The organism is Sphingomonas sp. Sph1(2015), assembly GCF_001970915.1.
Taxonomy (GTDB): domain Bacteria; phylum Pseudomonadota; class Alphaproteobacteria; order Sphingomonadales; family Sphingomonadaceae; genus Sphingomonas; species Sphingomonas parapaucimobilis.
The window spans coordinates 20,957-43,724 of sequence record NZ_MQUI01000031.1 but is presented as its reverse complement, the minus strand read 5'-3'; the positions used below and the strand labels follow the sequence as shown (position 1 = coordinate 43,724).

23 protein-coding genes and 1 tRNA gene are annotated in these 22,768 nt (G+C 67.7%); 10 read left to right on the top strand and 14 right to left on the bottom strand.

Annotation, left to right across the window (positions count from 1 at the left end):
• A partial coding sequence (locus BSZ14_RS12985; protein ID WP_139330359.1) for a transposase domain-containing protein occupies positions 1-117 on the top strand: 117 nt, incomplete at its 5' end.
• Here BSZ14_RS12985 and BSZ14_RS20335 read toward each other — a convergent pair.
• The 4 genes from BSZ14_RS20335 to BSZ14_RS12970 form a co-directional block, all read right to left on the bottom strand.
• Positions 80-394, bottom strand: coding sequence for a DUF5946 family protein (locus BSZ14_RS20335; protein ID WP_445190548.1), 315 nt, complete (start codon positions 392-394; stop codon positions 80-82). The two genes, BSZ14_RS12985 and BSZ14_RS20335, sit on opposite strands and share 38 nt — an antisense overlap.
• A 197-nt stretch (positions 395-591) precedes the next feature.
• Positions 592-1,140 (bottom strand): acetyltransferase, encoded by a 549-nt coding sequence (locus BSZ14_RS12980; protein WP_445190547.1) that lies wholly within the window; start codon positions 1,138-1,140, stop codon positions 592-594.
• 165 nt (positions 1,141-1,305) lie between these two features.
• Positions 1,306-2,001, bottom strand: a complete 696-nt coding sequence (locus BSZ14_RS12975) for an RlmE family RNA methyltransferase (protein WP_076711245.1) — start codon at positions 1,999-2,001, stop codon at positions 1,306-1,308.
• Entirely contained in the window at positions 1,998-3,041 is a 1,044-nt protein-coding gene (locus BSZ14_RS12970) for a Ppx/GppA phosphatase family protein (protein ID WP_042488338.1), read from the bottom strand. The genes BSZ14_RS12975 and BSZ14_RS12970 overlap by 4 nt, the downstream gene beginning before the upstream one ends.
• 170 nt (positions 3,042-3,211) lie before the next feature.
• Here BSZ14_RS12970 and BSZ14_RS12965 point away from each other — a divergent pair.
• From BSZ14_RS12965 to BSZ14_RS12955, 4 genes are all read left to right on the top strand, one after another.
• Positions 3,212-3,285, top strand: a tRNA-Gln gene (locus BSZ14_RS12965).
• Between the two features lie 113 nt (positions 3,286-3,398).
• Entirely contained in the window at positions 3,399-3,569 is a 171-nt protein-coding gene (locus tag BSZ14_RS19700; protein ID WP_158069210.1) for a hypothetical protein, read from the top strand.
• A gap of 78 nt (positions 3,570-3,647) precedes the next feature.
• Positions 3,648-4,229: a pseudouridine synthase gene (locus BSZ14_RS12960; RefSeq protein ID WP_076711244.1), complete on the top strand. Its 582-nt coding sequence runs from the start codon at positions 3,648-3,650 to the stop codon at positions 4,227-4,229.
• A gap of 121 nt (positions 4,230-4,350) precedes the next feature.
• The gene (locus BSZ14_RS12955; protein ID WP_042488344.1) at positions 4,351-5,181 is read left to right on the top strand and encodes a 23S rRNA (adenine(2030)-N(6))-methyltransferase RlmJ; all 831 of its coding nucleotides are present in this window, start codon (positions 4,351-4,353) and stop codon (positions 5,179-5,181) included.
• A gap of 8 nt (positions 5,182-5,189) precedes the next feature.
• On the opposite strand, the gene BSZ14_RS12950 is transcribed toward BSZ14_RS12955, so the two are convergent.
• Genes BSZ14_RS12950 through BSZ14_RS12930 form a run of 5 tightly spaced genes read right to left on the bottom strand, consistent with a single transcriptional unit; the run spans position 5,190 to position 10,832 of the window.
• Positions 5,190-6,515 (bottom strand): NAD(P)/FAD-dependent oxidoreductase, encoded by a 1,326-nt coding sequence (locus BSZ14_RS12950; RefSeq protein WP_076711243.1) that lies wholly within the window; start codon positions 6,513-6,515, stop codon positions 5,190-5,192.
• Positions 6,516-6,567: 52 nt separating this feature from the next.
• Complete coding sequence (locus tag BSZ14_RS12945; RefSeq protein WP_076711242.1) at positions 6,568-7,776, bottom strand: DUF1624 domain-containing protein; 1,209 nt, start codon at positions 7,774-7,776, stop codon at positions 6,568-6,570.
• 29 nt (positions 7,777-7,805) lie between these two features.
• Entirely contained in the window at positions 7,806-8,204 is a 399-nt protein-coding gene (locus BSZ14_RS12940) for a RidA family protein (RefSeq protein WP_089413648.1), read from the bottom strand.
• Positions 8,204-9,382: a DSD1 family PLP-dependent enzyme gene (locus BSZ14_RS12935; protein WP_042488426.1), complete on the bottom strand. Its 1,179-nt coding sequence runs from the start codon at positions 9,380-9,382 to the stop codon at positions 8,204-8,206. The genes BSZ14_RS12940 and BSZ14_RS12935 overlap by 1 nt, the downstream gene beginning before the upstream one ends.
• Before the next feature lie 22 nt (positions 9,383-9,404).
• A complete protein-coding gene (locus BSZ14_RS12930; RefSeq protein WP_042488354.1) occupies positions 9,405-10,832 on the bottom strand; it encodes an aldehyde dehydrogenase family protein in 1,428 nt (475 codons plus the stop codon).
• A gap of 325 nt (positions 10,833-11,157) precedes the next feature.
• On the opposite strand from BSZ14_RS12930, the gene BSZ14_RS12925 reads away from it, so the two are divergent.
• Together BSZ14_RS12925 and BSZ14_RS12920 are read left to right on the top strand one after the other, a co-directional pair.
• Positions 11,158-11,820 (top strand): haloacid dehalogenase type II, encoded by a 663-nt coding sequence (locus tag BSZ14_RS12925; RefSeq protein WP_076711241.1) that lies wholly within the window; start codon positions 11,158-11,160, stop codon positions 11,818-11,820.
• Positions 11,821-11,822: 2 nt separating this feature from the next.
• Positions 11,823-12,521, top strand: a complete 699-nt coding sequence (locus tag BSZ14_RS12920; protein ID WP_241823751.1) for a cupin domain-containing protein — start codon at positions 11,823-11,825, stop codon at positions 12,519-12,521.
• A gap of 37 nt (positions 12,522-12,558) precedes the next feature.
• On the opposite strand, the gene BSZ14_RS12915 is transcribed toward BSZ14_RS12920, so the two are convergent.
• From BSZ14_RS12915 to BSZ14_RS12895, 5 genes are read right to left on the bottom strand one after another with little or no spacing between them, the layout of a single operon-like run.
• On the bottom strand, positions 12,559-14,340 hold the full coding sequence (locus tag BSZ14_RS12915) for an ABC transporter ATP-binding protein (protein WP_076711239.1): 1,782 nt from the start codon (positions 14,338-14,340) through the stop codon (positions 12,559-12,561).
• Entirely contained in the window at positions 14,337-15,125 is a 789-nt protein-coding gene (locus BSZ14_RS12910) for an ABC transporter permease (RefSeq protein WP_076711238.1), read from the bottom strand. Before BSZ14_RS12910 ends, BSZ14_RS12915 begins: the two co-directional genes overlap by 4 nt.
• 5 nt (positions 15,126-15,130) lie before the next feature.
• Entirely contained in the window at positions 15,131-16,090 is a 960-nt protein-coding gene (locus BSZ14_RS12905) for an ABC transporter permease (RefSeq protein WP_042488368.1), read from the bottom strand.
• Complete coding sequence (locus BSZ14_RS12900) at positions 16,087-17,613, bottom strand: ABC transporter substrate-binding protein (protein WP_198930515.1); 1,527 nt, start codon at positions 17,611-17,613, stop codon at positions 16,087-16,089. The genes BSZ14_RS12905 and BSZ14_RS12900 overlap by 4 nt, the downstream gene beginning before the upstream one ends.
• Complete coding sequence (locus tag BSZ14_RS12895; protein ID WP_042488371.1) at positions 17,610-18,890, bottom strand: NAD(P)/FAD-dependent oxidoreductase; 1,281 nt, start codon at positions 18,888-18,890, stop codon at positions 17,610-17,612. The genes BSZ14_RS12900 and BSZ14_RS12895 overlap by 4 nt, the downstream gene beginning before the upstream one ends.
• Positions 18,891-19,223: 333 nt before the next feature.
• Between BSZ14_RS12895 and BSZ14_RS12890 the strand changes: the two genes are divergently transcribed.
• From BSZ14_RS12890 to BSZ14_RS12880, 3 genes are read left to right on the top strand one after another with little or no spacing between them, the layout of a single operon-like run.
• Positions 19,224-20,135, top strand: a complete 912-nt coding sequence (locus BSZ14_RS12890; RefSeq protein ID WP_206744340.1) for a GNAT family N-acetyltransferase — start codon at positions 19,224-19,226, stop codon at positions 20,133-20,135.
• Positions 20,135-21,601, top strand: a complete 1,467-nt coding sequence (locus BSZ14_RS12885) for an NAD-dependent succinate-semialdehyde dehydrogenase (RefSeq protein WP_076711247.1) — start codon at positions 20,135-20,137, stop codon at positions 21,599-21,601. Before BSZ14_RS12890 ends, BSZ14_RS12885 begins: the two co-directional genes overlap by 1 nt.
• The gene (locus BSZ14_RS12880) at positions 21,598-22,665 is read left to right on the top strand and encodes a tartrate dehydrogenase (protein WP_076711235.1); all 1,068 of its coding nucleotides are present in this window, start codon (positions 21,598-21,600) and stop codon (positions 22,663-22,665) included. The genes BSZ14_RS12885 and BSZ14_RS12880 overlap by 4 nt, the downstream gene beginning before the upstream one ends.
• The last annotated feature ends 103 nt before the right edge of the window (positions 22,666-22,768 follow it).

The following is a 22,768-nucleotide window of genomic DNA, read 5'->3' as shown; positions in this document are numbered from 1 at the left end:
CGCGTCGACCCACAGGCCTGGCTGACCGACACTCTCAAGCGCCTTGCGGGCGGCCACCGCATCAATGCACTCGGCGACCTCATGCCATGGGCATACGCCGCCCGCGTGGTGCGTTAACAGCGCTTACCACCGACTGGATAGCTCGACGGTCTTTGGTATCGCCCGGATGCTGTAGCGCGTACGCATCAACGGTAAGTCTATGGACAGCTCCGAAAAGCGCCGGGTTCTCATACTCCCGCGCCAGCAGATCGCCATATGAGGACCAGCAACCTGCGGTAGACAGCATATATTTATGCGTCGTGCCTGACATTTCAGGAAACAGGCCCCCACAGCCAAAGCATTCCTGCAAAGAGGTTTCGCTGACGTTGTCTGTGGCCACATCACCTCTCCGCATCACGACATGACGGATATCTTGCGCCACGACGCGCCGCAATCAACCCGCAAGATCGACGGGGCGTCAGGTTCCCGTGTAGGAACGGACAGCGAGACGGCCGGAGCATTCCCATTGGGAACCGCCAGCGAGACGGCGCGGGCGTTCTCGAAATCGATGGTATTTTGGGAAGGTATGTTTGCCCGCCGTTTGCTAGGTCCTCAACTCCGGTGTACGAGGTGTATCAGGGGGTATGGCCTGCCTTGCCCATCGCACGACGAGCGACCGGTTTGTGTGAATCCCATTCGCTTGTAGAAACCTACGGCCTGCGCGTTCTGCTCATTTACGTCTGTCGTCATGCCGGGGTATAGCGCCAATCCATGCCGGACCAGTGCAGCGCCGATCCCGTGGCCGAAGGCAGCCGGATCGATAAACAATGCTTCCATGTGACCATCATCGATCAGCATGAAACCAAGCGGATGGTCGTTTTGATCGACTGCAAGCGTTAGCGGCGCTTGCGGAAGGAAGGCGCAGACCTCCCGATCTATCGCAAGGCGATCCTCGACGGAAAGAAAGTGGTGCGTGGCATTAACCGCACCACGCCATATTTCCAGGACGCGCGCGCCATCTGTGGGGCGGGAGAACCGAATTGTGAACATGGCTGCGCAATAGCGCGAAGCTTTCACGACCTTCAACTGGCGCGAGGCCGGCCGCGCGCCTTCCCGCTTGGGAACGTGATAAGGGAAGGCTGCCCTGCCGTTCGTGTCCATAAGGAGTCCGAAGCGTCCGCTTTCCCAAAATCTGTTCCCAATTGCTTTTTCCCGAAACTGGCGCTTGAGGATGGGAAAATGGGAATGATCGCGCTGAACGAATGACTGCTTTCGGGAAGCCGGAGTGTCCGCAACTGGGCGAAAGCGGACCTCACCGCCCCATGCTCAATCCTCCGCCTGATCCTCCACCACCGCCGCCTTCCGCCCCTTGAACCCCTGCGCCACCACGAACCATTCGACCGATCCCTTGCGGCTCGACGGCGGCTTGGCGTGTTTCACGGTGGCGAAATGGCGCTTCATTTCGGCGACCAGCTGCGAATCGGCCCCGCCCGCGAACACCTTCGACACGAACGCCCCGCCGGGCGACAGCACGTCGCAGGCAAAGGCGAAGGCGGTCTCGACCAGCCCCATGGTGCGCAGCGCGTCGGTCTGCGGATGGCCGACGGTGTTGGCCGCCATGTCCGACATGACGAGGTCGGGCGCGCCGCCCAGCGCGTTCATCAGCGTGTCCGGCGCGGCGTCGTCCATGAAGTCCATCTCGAAGATGGTGACGCCGTCGATCGGGTCGACCGGCAACAGGTCGATGCCGACCACGCTGGCGTTCGGCACCTGGCGCCGCACCACCTGCGCCCAGCCGCCCGGCGCCAGCCCCAGGTCGATGATCCGCTTCTTGCCGCGCAGGAAGCCGAACCGCTCGTCCAGCTCGATCAGCTTATAGGCGGCACGGCTGCGATAGCCCTCCGCCTTGGCGCGGCGGACATAGGGGTCGTTCAGCTGGCGCTCCAGCCAGCGGGTCGACTGGGCGGTGCGCTTCCGCGCGGTGCGCACCCGCTGGTGCAGCCCTGCATTGCCTCTGCTCACGTTCTGGCGATTCCCATCAAGCGGCGCAGGATTCCCTCGCGAATCCCACGGTCGGCGATCCCTAGCCGCTCGGCGGGCCAGAGGTCCAATATCGTCTCCAGGATGGCGCAGCCCGCCACCACCAGATCGGCGCGTTCGGGGCCGATGCACGCCACCTTGCCGCGCGCGGCCAGGCTCTTGCGCGACAGGTCGGCGCTGATCGCGCGCATCGCGGACGTGGGCACGATCAGCCCGTCGACGGCGGCGCGGTCATAATGGCTGAGTCCCAGATGGACGCTGCCCAGCGTCGTCACGGTGCCGCTGGTGCCGAGCAGCCTGGGGCTCTTCAGGTTCCGGGGCAGGCGCGCGGCGAAATCGGCGAAACTGTCCGCCACCATCGTCCGCATCCGGGCATAGGCGGCCAGCCGCCCGGCCTCGCCCTCGCCCCCCCCCGCACTCTCGGTCAGCGAGACGACGCCCCAGGGCGCCGAATGCCAGTCGAGGATACGGGGGCTGGGGCTGCGCGTGTCGACCAGCACCAGCTCGGTCGAGCCGCCGCCGATGTCGAACACCAGCGCGGGGTCGTCCCCGGGCTCGATCAGCACGTGACAGCCCAGCACCGCCAGCCGTGCCTCCTCCTCGGCCGAAATGATGTCGAGATGGATGCCCGTCTCGGCCAGCGCGCGCGCGATGAAGGCGGGACCGTTGGCGGCGCGACGGCACGCCTCGGTCGCGACCGCGCGCGACAGGGTGACGTTGCGGCGCTTCAGCTTGTCGGCACACACGCGCAGCGCGGCGATCGTCCGGTCGATCGCGGCGTCGGACAGGCGGCCCGTGGTCGCCAGTCCCTCGCCCAGCCGGACGATTCGCGAAAAGGCGTCGACGACCGCAAAGCCGCCGCCCTGGGGCCGCGCGATCAGCAGGCGGCAATTGTTGGTGCCCAGGTCGAGCGCGGCATAGGCCTGCGCATCGGACCACCGGCCACGCTGGGGCCGGGGGGGTGCCGGACGGGCAGGCGGCTTGGCCTGCCGGTACGGCCTTCGGGTGGGAACATCCCCCATCGCCGTATCTCGCTTTATTCTGTTCTATCCGTCACGAACATGAGTGTCCGCCGGTGCTTGAAGCCCAAGGTAGCGAGTCGGCGCCCGCGCGACAAGACGCACCGCCGCCGCCGTTGCGGAATTCGGTTGACAGGGGTGATTCGGCCGCCTAGAGGCACGCCCCTGTTCGATGCCCCGTCGTCTAAAGGTAAGACCACGGACTCTGACTCCGTTAATTGAGGTTCGAATCCTCACGGGGCATCCAGATCTCTCTGAAATCTCTGGCTTTTACCCTGTCGCGGATCGGGTGGTGCGGGCGTTTGTGCCGTTTCCGCCCGGAACCGGGTCGTGTGTGGCGGGGTTCCCATTGTCATGGTCGTGATCGGATGCCTGCTGCTCGTCATCCTGCCGCTCATCGGTCTGGTGATCGGGGGATATCTGGGTGGGCTAACGGTTGGCCTGTGGACGGCACTGGCCGGTTTTGCCCTGGCCTTCGCGGTCTGTTCGCTGTCGGTCATCGCATTGGTAAAGGCGCGCCCTTCGCGCTGAGGTCGTAGGCGCAAAGCCCGGCGCGGCTGACGGCATGCGGCGCAAGACAGGGCCGCATGCGAACGCTATGAGCGCAGGATGCCCCGGCTGCTGCTGTTCAACAAACCCTATGGGGTCCTGTCGCAATTCACGGACAACGGGTCGCCGACGGTTCGGTCGACCCTGTCGGACTTCATTGCGGTGAAGGGCGTCTATCCCGCCGGGAGGCTTGATCGGGACAGCGAGGGCCTGCTGCTGTTGTGCGATGACGGGCGGTTGCAGGCGCGCATTGCCGATCCGCGCTTCAAGATGCTCAAAACCTATCTCGTCCAGGTCGAAGGCGATCCGCAGGAGCAGCAACTGGCGCGCTTGCGGCAGGGCGTCCGCCTCAAGGACGGCATGACCCTGCCCGCCGATGTCACGCGTATCGACGCGCCGGACCTGTGGCTGCGCGATCCGCCGATCCGCCAGCGCAAGCTTATCCCCGACGCCTGGCTGAAACTCACCATCCGCGAAGGGCGCAACCGGCAGGTGCGTCGCATGACGGCGGCGGTCGGGCTGCCGACCCTTCGGCTGGTCCGCTGGTCGATCGGCGACTGGTCCGTCGCCGGGATCGTGCCCGGCCAGTTCGTGGAGGCCGCCGGCCCGGGCAGGGAGAGCGGCGGCGCGCCGGACCGATAAAAGCGGCGTGGGCCGCTTTGGGCCATGATGCTCCTTGCCGTCTGTTGCGATCGACCGCGAAAACTGGTTTGAGGCTTTGACGCCTTCCGCTTCCCTAAGCGTCCGGCAGGTTTTGGATTCCATGAATTATCGCCACTCCTTCCATGCGGGCAACAGCGCCGATGTCGTGAAGCACAGCCTGCTGATCGCGCTGGTCCGGGCCTTGCAGCAGAAACCGGGCGCGTTGACCCTGATCGACACCCATGCGGGTTGCGGACTCTACGACCTTGGCGGCGAGCAGGCGCAACGCACCGGCGAGGCCGCACAAGGCGTGCTGCGGGCCTTTGCCGATGCCGACCCGTTGCTGGACGATTACCGCGCCGCCGTGCAGGCGGTGAATGACGGGGCGGAGCCGCGCCTCTACCCCGGCTCGCCACGGTTCCTGGCGCAGCTGCTGCGCCCGCAGGACGTGCTGATCCTCAACGAAAAGCATCCCGAGGATGTCCGGACCTTACGCGGCGCAATGCGCGGGACGCCCGCGGCGGTGCATGAGCGCGATGCCTATGAGCTGTGGCTGGCGATGCTTCCCACCCGCACCCCGCGCGGCGTGGTGGTGGTCGATCCACCCTATGAGCAGACGGACGAACGCGAACGCATCGCCGCCACCCTCGCCGCGGCGCATCGCAAATGGGCGCATGGCGTGACGGTCATCTGGTATCCGCTGAAAGACCGCGCCACGCATGGGCGGTGGAAGTTTGAGCTGCACAAGCTCGGCATCCCGAAATTCCTCTCGGTCGAGCATTGGCTATATGATGCCGACCAGCCCGGCATCTACAATGGCGCGGGCCTTTTCATCGTCAATCCGCCCTATGCCTTCACGCAAGCCCTGCCGCCCCTGCTGGAATCCCTCCGCGCCGCACTGGCACCCGAAGGGCATAGCGGCGAGATCACGGCGAATTGGTTGCGCGACTGAGGATTGGCCTAGAACTCCGCGACCTTGCCCCAGGCGGAGTTGGCGAAGCGGCTGGGGTGGTAAGGTTTGGGGTCGACGATCGGCGCCGCGCCGCTGACGATATCGGCGATCATATGGCCCGCGCCCGGTCCGATGCCGAAGCCATGCCCGCTGAAACCGGCCGCCAGCACCAGCCCGGGCATTTCGTCCACCTCGCCGATGCCGGGCACGCCGTCGGGCGTGCTGTCGACATAGCCTGCCCATGCCCCGGTCACCGCCCGTTCGGACAGGCGCGGCATCAGCTCCAGCGCGCGGGCATGGGTGCGCCTGACGGTCGCGGGGTCGGGTGTGGGGTCGAGGACGCGCATCGCCTCCATCGGCGTCGGCCGGTCGAGCCGCCAGCGTGCGACCCGCTCATGGCCCGACCGCACGCCCTCCAGCCCGCCGGGGGAAAGCTTGCGCCAGCGCCGCAGGAACATCGGCACGAACTGGGTGGAGAAGCGCAGGAATTGCGGGGTCGGATCGACCTTGCCGCTGCCACTGATCGACAGGGTATAGCCACCGTCGCCGCGCCGGGTCATCGAGATATAGTCGCTGTGCATCGCGGCCGGGAAGATGTCCTCGCCCGGCCCGACCGCCATCACCGTCTGGCGGATCGTCGCCTGCGGAAAGCGGATGCCATATTGGTGGCAGAAGGATGAGGCCCAGGCCCCGGCCGACAGCACCGCGATACGGGTGCGGATCGTGCCGTGTTCGGTAACGACCGCGGACAGGCTCCCGCCCTCGGTCTCGACGCCGCGCACGGCGCAATTCTGATGCACCGTGCCGCCCAGTTTCATCAGTGCGCGCGCGGCGGCCGGTGCGGCGCGCGAGGGGTCTGCGGTGCCGTCGGTGGGGGAGAAGACGCCGCCCTTCCACGGCTTGTTGCTGAATCGGCCGCGCTCGCTGGCCTCTGCCGTCGACAGCATATGGGTGGTGACGCCCGCCGTCCGCGCGAAATCGCGCCAACGGGTCCAGCCCTCGATCTCGGCCTCGTTGTCGCTGAGATAGAGCAGGCCACAGCGGCTGAAGCCCGTCGCCTCGCCGGTGTCGGCGGCGAACTGTTCCCACAGGTCCAGCGCCTTGGTCGCCATCGGCAGCTCGCGGGCGTCGCGATTCTGCTGGCGGCACCAGCCCCAGTTGCGGCTCGACTGTTCGGCGCCGACCCGGCCTTTTTCGACCAGCGCGACCTTCAGCCCGCGCTTGGCCAGGTAATAGGCGGTGAAGCTGCCGACGATGCCGCCGCCGATCACGACGACGTCGGCGCTGTCGGGCAGGGCAGGGCTAGAATCGACCAGGGTAAGCGGTGCGGGCATTCCGTGGCTCCAGCGGGTCCGGGTTGACAGTCATGGTGTAGGGCAGGCCGGGTCAGAAATATTTGAGCCAGCCAATATCCTTGCGGCGCTTCTTCAAGTCCGCGAACCAGCGCGTCGGGAAATAGAGCGGCACGATCATCACGATCCACATCAGCCAGATCCCATGGATCGAAGGGAGGCCGAACACCGCGTCATGATTGGTGCCCCAGATCGCCACCGCGCTCAGGTACAGGGTGCGCAGGACATAGAGGTGGAAGAGGTAGAAGAACATCGGCGCGCTGCCGAGCACCGCCAGCCAGCCGATCACCCGTGTGTCCGCCACCCGCTCGAACAGCGCCAGCAGCAACAGGCCGATGCCCAGCGTCTCCAGCACGAACAGCAGCGAAGGAGGATATTTGGTCAGTGCCAGGAAGCTCATGACCGTGCGGACGGTCGAGCCGGGCACGACGAACCAGGGGGTATCGCCATAGACGTTGAGCGCGCGCAGCACAACGAAACCGACCAGCATCAGCACCCCGGTCCGCACCAGCCGCCGCCGCCGGGCCGCGATGTCATCGCCGACGAACCACGGCCCGATCGCCCAGCCGAGGCAGATTACCCCGATCCACGGCAGCAGCGGATAGCTGACCCGCACGGGAAAACCGCCGAAGTTCAACATCCCGCGATCGTGCAGAACGGTCCAGATCAGGTGGAGCGGATGTCCCTCGGGAAAGGTGATCGGACCCAGCAGGTTGTGCCCGGCCACGATGACGATGCCGATGGCGGCGATCGCGGCGTGGGGCAGTCGGATCAATGCCGACAGGACGATCATGCTCAACCCGATCGCCCAGATCACCTGGAGATAGAGGATCGTTGGCGGAATTTCGAAGCGCCAGACGAAGTTGACGACCGTCAGCTCCAGGAGAACCAGGAACGCCCCGCGCTTGAACAGGAAGGCGCTGGTTTCGGCCCGGCTGTGCTTGCAGCTGTAGAGATAGGCGCCCAGTCCGGTCAGCGCGACGAAGATCGGCGCGCAGAGCGTGCTGGTCATCCGGCTGAAGAACGAGTCCGGCGCAACGGTCAGCGCATCGACCGGATCGCCGATGGGGACCCAGAGCAGGAATGCCTCGCGGATATGGTCGAGCAGCATCAGCACCATGACGAACCCGCGCAGGGCGTCGATACCGACCAGCCGCGCACCGGCGCGGACGGGGGTGGCCTGTGTCTTGGGGGGATTTGCGACCCCGGCGGGTCCGATACCCGCGGACGTGATGCTCGCCATGAAGAGGAACTCCGACGGAATGGAATGGGTCAGTCGTGCGCCAGCAGCGCGATGGCGTCGATTTCGACCAGATAGCCGTAGTGAAGCTCGGGCACCGGCACGACGGTACGCGCGGGGCGCGCCTCGCCCAGCCGCGCGGCATAGACCGCATTGAAGCGCGGCCAGTTCTCGACCCCGACGATATAGGCGGTGACCCGTGCCAGCCGGTCGGGCGTGCCGCCCGCCGCCGTCAGGATCGCCAGCATGTTGTCGATCGCCTGCGCCGCCTGCGCCTCGAAACCCATGTCGTCGAGGGCCGCGCCGTCGGCGCGGATCGGCAGTTGGCCCGAGATATAGAGATGATCGCCAGCACGCACGGCTTGCGAATAATGCCCGGCGGGCAGCGGCGCATCCTGGGTCAGGACGGGTTCGATCCGGGTAGCGGTCATTACCATCCTCCGAAACGGGGCCATGTCGCGGCGACCTGCGGGTCGGCGCCATGCACGACACGATAGGCAGGATGCTGCGCGCCGGTGGAACAGGCGTGGTTGGGCAGCACGCGCACCCGGTCGCCGATCGCCAGCGGCGGCAGCGTGCCGTCCGAACCCGGCCGCACGGTGATGATGCCATGTTCCTGATTGGCGTCGGCCAGGATCAGGTCCGCATAGGGTGTCCCGTCCAGCGTGCAGACGATGCCATAGCCTTGGTCGACTGGTTGCTTGGCGGTGCCGCGATCGCGCGACATGGCCATCCAGCCCGCATCGATCAGGATCCAGCCCTTCTCGCGCTGAAAGCCGATCACCGTGCCCAGCACCGACAGCGCGATGTCGTCGATGGCGCAGACGCCGATGCCGTGCATCACCAGATCGAAGAACACGAACACGCCCGCGCGTACTTCGGTCACGCCGGTCAGGTCGGTGGCGAAATGCGCGGTCGGGGTCGAACCGACGCTGACCACCGAACAGGCATGGCCGTCGGCGCGCAGCGTTTCGGCGGCGTCGACGACGCTCTTGCGTTCGACCTCGGCATAGCGGCGCAGTTCATCGGGCGTGCGCGCGGCATAGCTGCCCCCCGCATGGGTCAGCACACCGCGCAGTTCGCCGCCATCGGCCAGCGCCCGACCGATGGCGAGCAACTGGCCGATATCGCCCGGCAACACGCCCGAGCGATGGCCGTCGCAATCGATCTCGATCAGCGCGGGGATCGCGGTGCCCGCCGCGCGTGAGGCCTCGGCCACCGCCTCCGCCTGTTCGACCGTGTCGAGAATCACCGCCAGATCGACTCCGCGCGCGCGCAGCGCCAGCACGCGGGGCAGCTTGTCCGGCGCGATGCCGACCGCATAGATGATGTCGCGCACACCGGCATCGGCGAATTGCTCGGCTTCGCGTAGGGTCGACACGGTGGCGGGGCCGTGCGGGCTGCTCATCAGCCGCGCCGCTACCTCGATCGACTTGCCGGTTTTCAGGTGTGGGCGGAGCGCCACGCCCATCGGCGCCAGATGCGCCTTCAGCCGCGCGATGTTGCGGTCCATCCGGTCGGCGTCGAGCACCAGGCACGGCGTCTCGACGGTCGCCAGCGTCGCGGTGACAGGAGCCTGAACCGGCTTGGCGAGCGTATCGGCTTGCATCGTCTTGATCTCCATCCGGGGCTCAGGCCAGGATCGCCTTGGTCTCGAGATATTCCTCGAAACCATGGACCCCATATTCGCGTCCGTTGCCCGATTGCTTGTAGCCGCCGAACGGCGCGTGCGCGGTCCAGGCGGGATAGTTGATATGAACCTGTCCCGATCGGATGCGCCGGGCGATGGCCTTCGCACGGACCGGGTCGCCCGACTGGACGTGCGCGCCCAGTCCATAGACGGTGTCGTTGGCGATCGACACGGCCTCGTCCTCGTCGGCATAGGGCATGATGCACAGGACCGGGCCGAAAATCTCCTCTCGCGCGATGCGCATGTCACGGGTGACGCCCGAGAAGACGGTCGGGCGGACATAGAAGCCGCGATCGAGCCCGGCGGGACGGCCGGGGCCGCCCGCGACCAGCCGTGCGCCTTCCGCCTGGCCTGCCGCGATCATGGCCTGGACGCGAGCGTGCTGCGCGGCATTGGCGATGGGACCCATCGTCGTCGCCTCGTCGCCCGGCGGGCCCACGCGCCATTCGGCGGCGGCTGCCGCCGCCAGCGCCTCGACCTCGGCCAGGCGGTCGGCGGGAACCAGCATCCGGGTGGGCGCGCTGCAAGACTGGCCGACATTGCGCATCCCAGCCATCACGCCGCGCGGCACGGCCTGGGCGAAGTCCGCATCGGGCAGCAGGATATTGGGCGACTTGCCGCCGAGTTCCTGCACGACGCGCTTCACGCTGACCGCTGCCCCTTGCGCGACCAGCACGCCCGCGCGGGTCGAGCCGGTGAGCGAGATCATCGCGATGTCGGGATGCGCCGCCAGGGCTGCGCCGACGACCTCGCCGGTGCCGCCGACCAGGTTGAACACGCCCGGCGGGGTGCCTGCATCGTGCATCACCTGCGCGAACAGGAGTGCGCTATAGGGCGACAATTCGCTGGGCTTCAGCACCACCGGGCACCCGGCGGCAATGGCGGGTGCGACCTTGGCGGTAATCTGGTAGAGTGGCCAGTTCCACGGCGTTATCAGCGCGCAGACCCCGATCGCCTCCTTGCAAAGAGTAAAGCCCGCCTCCTGCCGCTCGAACGCGTAATCGGCCAGCACCTCCATCTGTGCGCGGACATGCGCGATGGCAAAGGGCACCTGCGAGGCACGGGCAAAGCCGATGGCGGCGCCCATTTCAGTTGCGATCGCCCGGGCGAAATCCTCGGCACGCTCTTCCAGCAAGGCGGCGATCCGGCCGAGCAGGGCGATGCGGTCCGCGACCGGGCTGATGGCAAAGGCGGGAAAGGCGCGGGTCGCGGCGGCGACGGCCCGGTCGATATCGGCGGCAGACCCTGCCGCGACCCTGCCGATCCGGGTCTCGGTCGCGGGATCGATGACGGGAATCGCAGGCGCCGGCGCGACCGGCGCGTGCCAGTCGCCATCGATATAGAAATGTCCCGCCCTGTCGCTCGTCATGTCCACCTGTCCCGACGTCCGTCGCCCTTGCCCCGATCCGAGGCCCCTTGCGCGATCCGGCCTGGGGCCAGTGTAGCCATGGGCGATCAGCAGACGCTTCCGAAAACAGGGGGGCAAACGGCATACCCGCCATGGTCGGCGTATCGCGACAGCGGTTTACCCCGATCGACGCTCCGATACCGCTCGAAAAGGCCAGCATATTATGCTGCGATATCGCGAAGGTTGCGCCGCGCGCGGCATGGACGCGGGCGTAACAAGCAATTCTGCCGCATGGGGCGCACTATCATCGGCCCCGGCAATATCATCTTAGCGAAGGGGGCCGACCGTGCTTCGTCCAAAGTACATCACGTTCGATTGTTATGGCACGCTGATCTATTTCGAGATGGCGCCGGTCGCGCGCCGCCTTTACGCCGACCGTATCGCGGCGGCGGACATGGACAAATTCTGCGCCGATTTCTCAGCCTATCGCCTGGACGAGGTGCTGGGCGCGTGGAAGCCCTATCGGGACGTGGTCGAGGGTTCGCTGCGCCGCACCTGCGGCAAGTGGGGCATCGAATATCGCAACAGCGACACGGCGGAAGTCTATGCCGCCGTGCCGACCTGGGGGCCGCATCCGGATGTGGTCGAACCGCTCAAGCGCGTCGCGGCGGAATATCCGCTGGTCATCCTGTCCAATTCGATGGTGGACCTGATCCCGGCCAGCGTGACCAATCTGGAGGCGCCGTTCCACGCGGTCTACACCGCCGAGGAGGCGCAGGCCTATAAGCCCCGGATGCAGGCGTTCGAATATATGTTCGACCAGTTGGGCTGCGGGCCGGAGGACGTGCTGCACGTCTCGTCCAGCTTCCGCTACGACCTGATGACCGCCTATGACATGGGCATCACGAACAAGGCGTTCGTCAATCGCGGGCACGAGCCGCTGAACGGCTATTATCAGGTGCATGAGATCCCCAGCATCGCGGGTCTGCCCGGGCTGGTGGGGCTGTGAGCGTGGCGACCGAGGTCCGCTCGTTCATCGACCTGCGCGCCTTCGTCGCGACGGCCGCGCTGCCCGCCGGTGGTGACTATCGCACCGCGCGCACGCCGCTGCCGCTTGCGGAGGGGACGTGCAGCGTCGACCTGCTCGCGCTCGACGGTACTTCGGGCATGGATGCGGGCCTGCCGGGTGATGAGTTCGTCATCGTCCTGGCGGGGTCGCTTCGGCTGGGCGAGGTCATGCTGGCGGCGGATGGCTGCGCGGTGATCCCGAGCGGCGTCGCCTTCGACTGGGAGGCCGCGCCCGGCACCCGCGCGCTCGCGATGCGCCATGCGATTCAGACGCCCGCCGCCGACCGGATCGTGCCGATCGACGAAGCGGCCGACCTGACGCCGTCCAACCCGCCGCTCGCCGAGCTGCTCGTCGGGCCGACGCCATCGTGTCGCAACCATACCGATTATCTGTCGAGCGACGGCGTGTTCATCTGCGGGACCTGGGACTCGACGCCCTATCACCGCACCGCGATGCGCTATCGCCATCACGAGCTGATGCACCTGCTCGACGGCAGCGTGACGTTCGAGGACGAGACGGGCGCCCGCCGGACCTTCGCCAAGGGCGACATCTTCCTGCTGGAACATGCCGCGATGTGCTCATGGGACAGCCGGGAGCATGTGAAGAAGGTCTATGCGATCTGGCGGCCGGTGGTCGCCTGATCCCCTCGGGGCGATGCCGCGACCGGCATCGCCCCGATCAAAGCGTTTCGAGCGACTGGTGGCAGAAAATCTGGCGGTCGTCCGTCAGCAGCCGCGGCGGCATCGCCTCGGCACAGGACGGAGCCGCGCGGATGCAGCGCGGTCGGAAGCTGCATCCGGTCGCCGACATGCGTGCCGCCGCCGCCCCTGCCTGCCGCGCGGGCGTCTCCTCCAGCCAGCCCGGCCGCAATTCGGGCACCGAGGCCGTCAACAGCCGGGTATAGGGGTGGTGCGGTCCGTGGCCCAGCCCGTCGCGCGTCGCCTGTTCGGCGACCCGCCCGGCATAGAGGACCAGCACATTGTCGGCGATGGCGCGTATGATCTCCAGGTCGTGGGTGATGAACATATAGGCCAGGCTCAGTTCGCGGCGCAGCTCGATCAGCAGGTCGAGCACCGCCTCCGCCACCACGGGGTCCAGCGCCGAGGTCACTTCGTCGCACAGCAACACGTCGGGGCGCGCCGCCAGTGCGCGCGCCAGGTTGACGCGCTGTTTCTGTCCGCCCGACAATTCGCCGGGTAGCCGGTCGGCGAGCGCGGTGGGAAGGCGGACCAGATCGAGCAGCCGTGCCACCTCCGCCCTGGCCGAACGCCGGTCCAGGCCATGATAGAAGGCGAGCGGCCGGGCGATGGCGGCACCGACGCTGACCGCCGGGTTCAAGGCGGTATCGGCACTCTGGAAAACCATCTGGACCCGGCGCAGCTCGTCGCGCGAACGGTGGCGGACCAGTGGGGCCAGCGGATTGCCGTTCAGCAGGATGCGCCCGGCGGTCGGTGCGTGCAGCCCCGCCGCGACACGTGCCAGGGTACTCTTGCCGCACCCGGATTCACCGATGACGCCCAGCACCTGACCCCGCCGGATCGACACGTCGATCCCGTCCAGTATCTTCGTGCGCGGCGCACCGTCCGGGCCGGTCCCGCCATAGCCCGCGACGATTCCCCACATGTCGAGAAGGGGCGCATCGTCGGTCGGGGGCGCGATGGCGGGCGCGCGCGGCGCGGCGGCGGCGACCAGCGCCTGCGCATAGGCATGACGCGGCGCGAACAGAATCTGCTCGGTCGTGCCCAGTTCCTGCACCTCGCCGCCACGCAGCACCGCGATCCGGTCGGCGATCTGTGCGACCACCGACAGGTCGTGGGTGACATAGACGGCGGTGGTGCCGAGATCGCGTACCGCGTCCTTGAACGCCTTCAGCACCTCGATCTGGGTGGTCACGTCGAGCGCGGTGGTCGGCTCATCGAAGATGACCAGCGCCGGATCGGTGATCAGCGCCATCGCGGCCATCAGCCGCTGGAGCTGCCCACCCGACACCTGATGCGGATAGCGTGCGCCGACGCCTTCGGGGTCGGGCAGGGCGAGGCGACGGAACAACGCCCTGGCCTTTTCCTCGGCGGCGGCGCGATCAAGCGTCCCGTGGATCAGCGCAGGCTCGATCACCTGCGCCATGATGGTCAGCGACGGATTGAAGGCGGCGGCGGCGCTCTGCGCGACATAGGCGACCGTCCGACCGCGCACTTGGCGCAGCCGCTCGGGGGTGGCGCCGTCCAGCCGCTGGCCCGCTACCTCGATGGCGCCGCCTGCGATCCGGCAGCCCGGCCGCGCATAGCCCAGCAGCGACAAGGCGATGGTCGTCTTGCCCGACCCGGACTCGCCGATCAGGGCCAGCACTTCGCCCTTGGCAACCGACAGGCTGACATCGGGGACGATCACGATCTCGCGTCCATCCTCGCCACTGGCGGTGATGCGCAGATGCTCGATACGGGCGAGCGGCGCGTCGGTCATCGCCGCCGCCGTCCGGGAAGGGAGTCGATCACGAGGTTCATTCCGATCGTGAGGGAGGCGATCGCCACCGCCGGGAACAGGACAGCAGGCGCACCGAAGCCGAGCCCGGCGATATTTTCGCGAACCAGCGCGCCCAGGTCGGCCTGGGGCGGCTGGACGCCCAGTCCGAGGAAGGACAGGCCGCTGAGCAGCAGGACGACGAAGACGAAGCGCAGGCCGAAATCGGCGGCGAGCGGCCCGGTGACGTTGGGCAGCGCCTCGCGCACGACGATATAGGGCAGGCGCTCGCCCCGTGCGCGGGCGGCGGCGACGAAGTCCAGCGCCATCACCCCCATCGCCAGCGCCCGGGCGGTGCGGAACGCGCCGGGGGTATAGATCAGTGCCAGCGTCCCGATCAGCACCGGGATGGACGCGCCGGTCGCCGCGATCACCACCAGTGCGAGCATCAGGCTGGGGATCGCGATCACGATGTCGAACGTCCGGGACAGGCCGATGTCGACCCATCCGCCCGCGGCCGCCGCAAGACCCAGCAGGATGCCCGCCGCCGCCGCGATACCGGTCGCGACGAAGGCGATCAGCACGGTATAGCGCGCGCCGTACAGCACGCGGCTCAGCATGTCGCGGCCCAGATAGTCGGTCCCCAGCGGGAAACGGCGGCTGACAGTGTCGAACACGTCGACATGCACGACCTCGGCCACGCCGTGCGGCGCGACGCCGGGGCCGAGCAACGCGACGACAATCCACGCCATGACGAGGGCAAGGCCGATGCGGCCGCTGATCGCCATCGCCCTCACCGGCGCCGCAGCCGGGGATTGGCCAGGATCGCGACCACGTCGGCGGTCGTCACCAGAACGAGATAGGCGGTGCAGAAGATGATCGCGACCGCCTGGACCAGCGGCAGGTCGCGAGTGGCGACCGCGTCGACCATCAGCCGCGCGACGCCGGGATAGTTGAAGATGATCTCGACCACGATGACTCCCCCCAGCAAGGTCGACAGGCTGAGCGCGATCGCATTGGCGATCGGCCCAATGGCGTTGGGCAAGGCATGGCGCAGCACCACGCGCGCGGGCGAACACCCCTTCAGCCGTGCGGCTTCGGCATAGGAGGTGTCGAGCGCGTCAATCACCGCCGCGCGCGTCATCCGCACCATCTGCGCCATGACAAAACAGGCCAAGCTGAACACCGGCAGCGCAAAGACGCGGACCATGTCCCAGCTCGAATGAATGTCGCGGGTCGAGGAGAGGGCGGGCAGCCAGTGCAGGGTGACGGCGAACAGCATGACCGCCAGCGTCGCGATCAGGAATTCGGGCACAGATACGATGCCGATGGTTGCGATGCTGATCGCCCGGTCGAACGCGGTGCCGCGCTGGACCGCCGCGACGATGCCCAGGGTCAGCGCGAACGGCACCGACACCAGCGCGGTCAGCCCAGCCAGCGTCAGCGAATTGCCCAGCCGTGCCCCGATCATTTCGCGCATCGGCAGGCCAGTAACCAGCGAATGGCCCAGATCGCCGGCCAGCACGCCGCCCGCCCATTCCAGGTATCGCCGCCATGCAGGCTGATCGAGGTGCATGGCATTGCGCAGACCCGCCAGCGCCTCGGGCGTGGCGCTTTGGCCCAGAATCGCCTCGGCGACGTCGCCCTCCATCATCTGGGCGATGGCAAACACCGCCAGCGAGACGAAGACCAGGGTCGCCAGGGCCGCACCGATCCGGCGGCCGATCAGCAGGATCAGGGGGGAGCGGATCATGCGCCCTCCAGCCATGTGTCGGCAGTGAAGTCGAAGCCCATCAATCCCCCCTGCGCCATGGGTTGCAGCCCCTTCAGCCTTGGGCTGTGCGCATCGAGCAGGCTGAGGAACAGCGGGATGCCGATACCGGACTGGTCGTGTACGAGATGCTGCATCTCGCCATAGAGCGACTTGCGGCGCGCCTCGTCGGTTTCGCCACGCGCGGCGACCAGCAGGCTGTCGAAGCGGGGATTCTTCCATCCGCTTTCGTTCCACGGCGCGTCGGAGGCGAAGAACTGGGTGAAGACGATGTCGGCGGTCGGGCGCGGATTGGTGTTGCCGAAACCCAGCGGCACCTTCATCCAGCTGTTCGTCCAGTACCCGTCGGACGGCACGCGGCGGATGTCGAACTGCACGCCCGCCCGCCGCCCGGCATTCTGGATCAGGACGGCCATGTCGTCCGACTTGTCCGCCGCCGTCGAGGTGACGATGGGCAGGCGCGCGCCGATCATCCCGGCCCGCGCGAAATGATGGCGGGCACGGTCGGGGTCGAAGGCGCGCTGCGGCACGCTGGGGTCGAAATAGGGGTTGGTCGGCGCGATCGGCTGGTCGTTGCCGATGGTCGCATAGCCGCGGAAGATGGCGCTGCGCATCGTCTCGCGGTCAAGCAGCAGCTTCAGGCCCTGGATGAAATCGCGGTTGCCGGTCTGCTTCTGGTCCAGCCGCGCGATCAGATTCGTATAGCCGCCCGACTTGGTGACCAGCAGGTCGAACCCGGCGCGCTCCAGATGGCTGGCGATGCGCGGGTTGATCGCATGGATCAGGTCGACATCGCCCGATAGCAGCGCATTGATCCGCGCATTGTCGTCGGAAATGCAAAACAGCTCCACCTCGCCCAGCCGGACCTGGCGGCGCCAATATTCGGGCCAGCGCACCGCGATCGACCGCACGCCGGGAGTGAACTCGACCATGCGCATCGGCCCGGTGCCGATCGGATGGTGAAAGTCCCGTGTCCCGTCGCGGATGATCTGAAACTGCGAAATGCCGAGAATCGTCGGCAGGTCGGAATTGGGGCTCTTCAGGGTGATGCGGACATGATCCGGTCCATCGGCACGGATCGAGGCAAATTGCTCGGCGAAGACGCGGGCCTTCGATCCGACCGCCGGATCGAGGTGACGCTTCAGCGAATAAACGACATCGGCGACGGTCAGCATCGATCCGTCATGGAACCGCACATCGCGGCGCAGGCGGATGGACCAATCGCGGGCGTCGCTTGTCTCGATCGACTCGGCCAGCGCGGGTTGCGGGCGGAAATGCTCGTCGAGCCGGGTCAGCCCGTCATAGACCATCGCGCAACGGCAGAAGTCGGACACCACGGTCTGGCGTGCCGGGTCCATCGTGTCGGCGGTCGAGCTGACTGCGACCGCGACCCGCAGCCGCCCGCCCGCGGGTTCGGGCCGCGCGGGCGAAAAGCCGCATGCGCCCAGCCCCAGCGACAGGCCGCCGCCGCCGATCAGGCGGATCGCGTCGCGCCGCCCGATCAATGCCGCCAGTCCTGATAGCGGTAATAGGCCCCGACCAGCGGCAGGAACCAGGGCGGCCCGAAATGTCCCGGTATGGCGGGCCAGTCGATGCCGTGAAACGGATTGGCCTCGGCCGGACTGGCACCGGTCATGATCCGCGCCATCACCTCGCCCATCAGGACCGAGATCTGCGTGCCGTGGCCGCTATAGCCCATCGCATAGTGGAGGCCGTCACGGATGCCCGCGCGCGGCAGGCGATCGGCGGTCAGGTCGACGATCCCGCCCCAATTGTGCGCGATGCGGACATCCGCCAGGGCGGGGAAAATCTCGCGCATCCGTGCTTCCAGGATCATGCCGCTGCGTATGTCGTTGCGCGGGCTGGACAGGGCGAAGCGGGCGCGGCCGCCGAAGATCAGGCGGTTGTCGGCAGTCAGGCGGAAATAATTGCCGATATTGCGCGTCGTCGTCGCGTTGCGCCGCCCCGGCATGACCATGTTCGCCAGATCACCCAGCGGCTCGGTCGCGACGATGAAGCTGCCGATCGGCACGATCCGCCGCCGCAGCCAGCCGAATGGCCCGGCCATGGACGCGCCGGTCGCCAGCAATACGGTGTCGGCGATGATCGTGCCGCGCGGCGTGACCAGCTTGTGGCGCCCGCCCGGCGCGCGGGTCAGGCCGGTCAGCGGCGTGTCCTCATGGATATGCGCTCCGTGCCGCTTCGCCGCACGCGCCAACCCGGTGGCAAAGCGGCCCATGTGGAGCGACGCGCTGTGCGGGAAGACCAGGCCGCCATGGAATGCGTCGGACCGGATTTCCCCGGCCAGCCGGTCGCGGTCGAGCAGGCGGATGTCCGGCTCTACCGTCTTCGACAGCAATTCGGCGGCGCGGGCGAGCTTGGCGACATGTTCGGGTTTGTCGGCCAGCTTCAGCTTGCCGTTGCGGGTGAAGTCGCAGTCGATGGCTTCTTCGGCGACGATCGCCTCGACCCGGTCGACGCCGGTGTCGAAGGCGCGATAGAGGGCGGTGGCGCGCTCGCGGCCGAACCGAGCGCCCAGCGCGGCGAAATCGCCCGCGATGCCGTTGTTGCACTGGCCGCCATTGCGCCCCGACGCCTCCCCGGCGATGCGTCCCGCCTCGATCACCACGACCTGCGTGCCCGCCAGAGCCAGGGCGCGCGCAGCGGCAAGACCCGTGAACCCGCCGCCCACGACAACGACCGAGGCACGGGCGGGCAGTGGGGTCACCCCCTCCGGAGCGAAGCGTTCGCCGCTATCCAGCCAATAGGATTCGAGCATCATCGTGCGGCTTTGCGTCCCCCGGCGAGAGGCCATCCCCGTGCGGCCCCGTCGCAGCATAGTCTGCTACGTCCGCCCGGCATCGTACCACTTTAGTTGTGTCACATGCCGGTCATATGTGCCGATCGGCCCCCGCCTCGCCGCACAGCATACCGCGCCCTCGTCTTCGGCCCGATGGGAGACGAGCGTGCAGGAGCGGGTCGGGAAGCCGCCGATGCCGGGTGCAGCATGATATTCCGCATCGCCCCGCAAATCACATGCGATATGCCCCGGCGCACTAGGCGGTGCGGCACCTCCTGCGCCATGGGGGCGGTAAAAAGGGCAGAGAGGATTTCGATGGAACAGCCAGCCATGCCGACAAGCGCCGACCCTTCCCCCGTCCAGGCCGAGCATCGGACGATGCGCCTGCGTGCGATGACGCTGCGGGACGTCGCCAGCCTCCATGTGCTCGCCAAGGCCGAGCAATGGCCGCACCGGGCGGAGGATCTGGCCGATATGCTGGCGGTCGGCACCGGCACGGTCGCCGAACTCGACGGCGAGATCGTCGGCACGACGATGTGGTGGCGCGCGGGACCCAAGACCGCGACGCTGGGCATGGTCATCGTATCCCGGCGGCACCGGGGCGCGGGGCTGGGCCGGATCATCATGGACTCGGTGCTCGACCAGATCGCGGCCGAGCTGGGTCCGGATGCCGCGATCGTGCTGAACGCCACCGAGGAGGGGCTGCCGCTCTATCGCAAGCTGGGCTTTCGCGGCATCGGCGAGATCCTGCAGCACCAGGGTGCGGCCTTTCAGGCGCCGCTGGTCCCGCTGGAGGCAGGGGAGCGGATCCGGCCGATGGGTGAGCGTGACGGCGCGGTCGTCGATGCACTGGTCCATGCGGCCACGGGCCTTGATCGCCCACCGGTCATGACATTGCTGCGCGAGAAGGCGCATGGCGTGGTGTTGACGCATGGTGACGCCGTGACGGGCGCGGCGCTGTTCCGCCGGTTCGGGCGCGGCTATGTCGTCGGGCCGGTGATCGCCCCCGACGCGACCCGTGCCAAGGCGCTGATCGCCCAGTGGATCGGGTCGCGCAGCGGCGAATTCATCCGGCTGGATATACATGGGAACAGCAGCTTGGGGCCGTGGCTGGAGGAGCTGGGACTCGTTCAGGTCGGCCGGGTGGTAACGATGGTGCGTGGCGCGGAGCCGCCTGCCGCCGTACCGGGACAGGCCTTCGCCATCGTCAGCCAGGCGCTGTGCTGATGTCCCGGGACCTTCGCGCGACCGGCCTGCTTGTCGAGACGATGCTGATCGGTGGGGCATGGCGCGGGGCCGGGGACGGCGCGACGCTGGACGTAACCGACCCCGCCACCGGGGCGGTGATCGGCACCATCCCGGCGGCGGGGGCGCCCGAGGCCGAGGCGGCGATCGCCGCCGCTGCCGAGGCGTTTCCCGCCTGGCGTCGCCGCACCGCCGATGACCGCGCCACGCTGCTGGAGGCGTGGCATCGGCTGATCCTGGACCATGCCGATACGCTGGCCGCGATCATGACCGCGGAACAAGGCAAGCCGCTGGCCGAGGCGCGGGGCGAGATTGGCTATGCCGCGTCGTTCGTGAAGTGGTTCGCGGGCGAGGGGCGGCGCATCGCCGGACATATGATCCCCGCGCCGACCGCCGACCGCCGTATCCTTGCGACCCGCGAGCCGGTGGGGGTGTGCGCGGCGATCACGCCGTGGAATTTCCCCGCCGGGATGATCACGCGCAAGGTCGCACCTGCACTGGCGGCGGGCTGCACCGTGGTCATCAAGCCGTCCGAGCTGACGCCCTATACGGCGCTGGCGCTGGGCAAGCTGGCCCTTCGGGCGGGTATCCCGGCGGGGGTCGTCAATATCGTCACCGGCCTGCCCCAGGCGATCGGCGCGGCGTTGACCACATCGCCGGTGGTGAGGAAGCTTTCCTTCACCGGATCGACCCGCGTCGGCGCGCTGCTGATGCGCCAGTCGGCCGATACGCTCAAGCGACTGAGCCTGGAGCTGGGCGGCAATGCGCCGTTCCTGGTGTTCGACGATGCCGATGTCGATGCGGCGGTGGCTGGGGCCATGGCGTCCAAGTTCCGCAATGCCGGACAGACCTGCGTCTGCGCCAACCGCCTGTTCGTGCAGGACGGCATTCACGACCGCTTCGTGGCAAAGCTAGGCGAGGCGGTGCGGGCCTTGCGGGTGGGCGACGGGCGTGACGAGGGTGTGACGGTCGGCCCGCTGATCAACGCCGCCGCCACGACCAAGGTCGCCGAGCATGTCGCCGATGCGCTGGCGAAGGGCGCGCGCATCGCCGCCGCCCCCGATGGCGTGACCGGGGATGCCCGTTTCGCGCGGCCGGTCGTGCTGATCGATGCGACGCCCGACATGCGGCTGGCCTCCGAAGAGACGTTCGGGCCGGTCGCCCCGGTCTTCCGCTTCCGTGACGAGGCGGAGGCGGTGGCGCTCGCCAATGCGACGCCGTTCGGGCTGGCCAGCTATTTCTACACGAATGACCTGCACCGTGCCTGGCGTGTCGGCGAGACGCTGGAGTTCGGAATGGTCGGGCTCAACACCGGCGCGCTGGCGATGGAGATGGCCCCGTTCGGCGGCATCAAGGCCTCCGGGCTCGGCCGTGAAGGCGGCCGCGAAGGCATCGACGAATATCTGGAAACCAAGGCGTTCCACTGGGGGGGATTGAAGGGCCTGTGACACAGTATCGGATCGCGGTGATCCCCGGCGACGGGATCGGCAAGGAAGTCGTGCCCGAGGGCGTCCGCGCGCTGGAGGCGGCGGCGGCGGCCTTCGGTTTCACCATCGCACAGGAATGGCATGATTTCGCCTCCTGCGACTATTATGTCCGCCACGGCCGGATGATGCCCGAGGACTGGAAGGCGCGGATCGGCGATGTCGATGCGATCTTCTTCGGTGCGGTCGGCTGGCCCGATACGGTGCCCGATCATATCTCGCTCTGGGATTCGCTGATCCAGTTCCGGCGCGAATATGACCAATATGTCAATCTGCGCCCGGCGCGGCTGATGCCGGGCGTGCCATGCCCGTTGGTGGGGCGAAAGCCCGGCGATATCGACATGATGATCGTGCGCGAGAATACCGAGGGCGAATATTCCGCCATCGGCGGCACCGCCTTTCCCGGCACCGACCGCGAGGTGGTGTTGCAGGAAACGGTGATGACCCGCACCGGCACCGACCGCATCCTGCGCTACGCCTTCGACCTGGCGCAGAAGCGGCCCGCCCGGCACCTGACCTCCGCCACCAAGTCCAACGGTATCGCGATCACCATGCCCTGGTGGGACGGCCGCGTCGCGGAGATGGCGAAAAACTATCCCGAGGTGCGGACCGACAAATATCATATCGATATTCTGGCCGCACAGTTCGTGATGAACCCCGACCGGTTCGACGTTGTGGTCGCATCCAACCTGTTCGGCGACATCCTGTCCGATCTTGGCCCCGCCTGCACCGGCACCATCGGCATCGCGCCGTGCGGCAACATCAACCCGGACCGCAGCGTGCCGTCGCTGTTCGAGCCGGTGCATGGCTCGGCGCCGGACATTGCGGGGCAGGGGGTCGCGAACCCGGTCGGCCAGATCTGGAGCGCGGCGATGATGCTGGACCATGTCGGCGAGACGGCGGCGGCAACCTCCATCGTCACCGCGATCGAGACGGTGCTGACGAGCGAGACCGGTCGTACCCGCGACCTGAAGGGGGCGGCCGACACCGTGCAGTGCGGCAAGGCGATCGCGGCGGCGATCGGCTGACGCGCGGACGCGGCATATTCTGCTGCCGGGTCGCAAAACTTGGCAGCTTGCGGCGGCGGGAAGGGTGGTGGCGGTCCCTCCCGCTGGTGAACCGGGCCTAGGA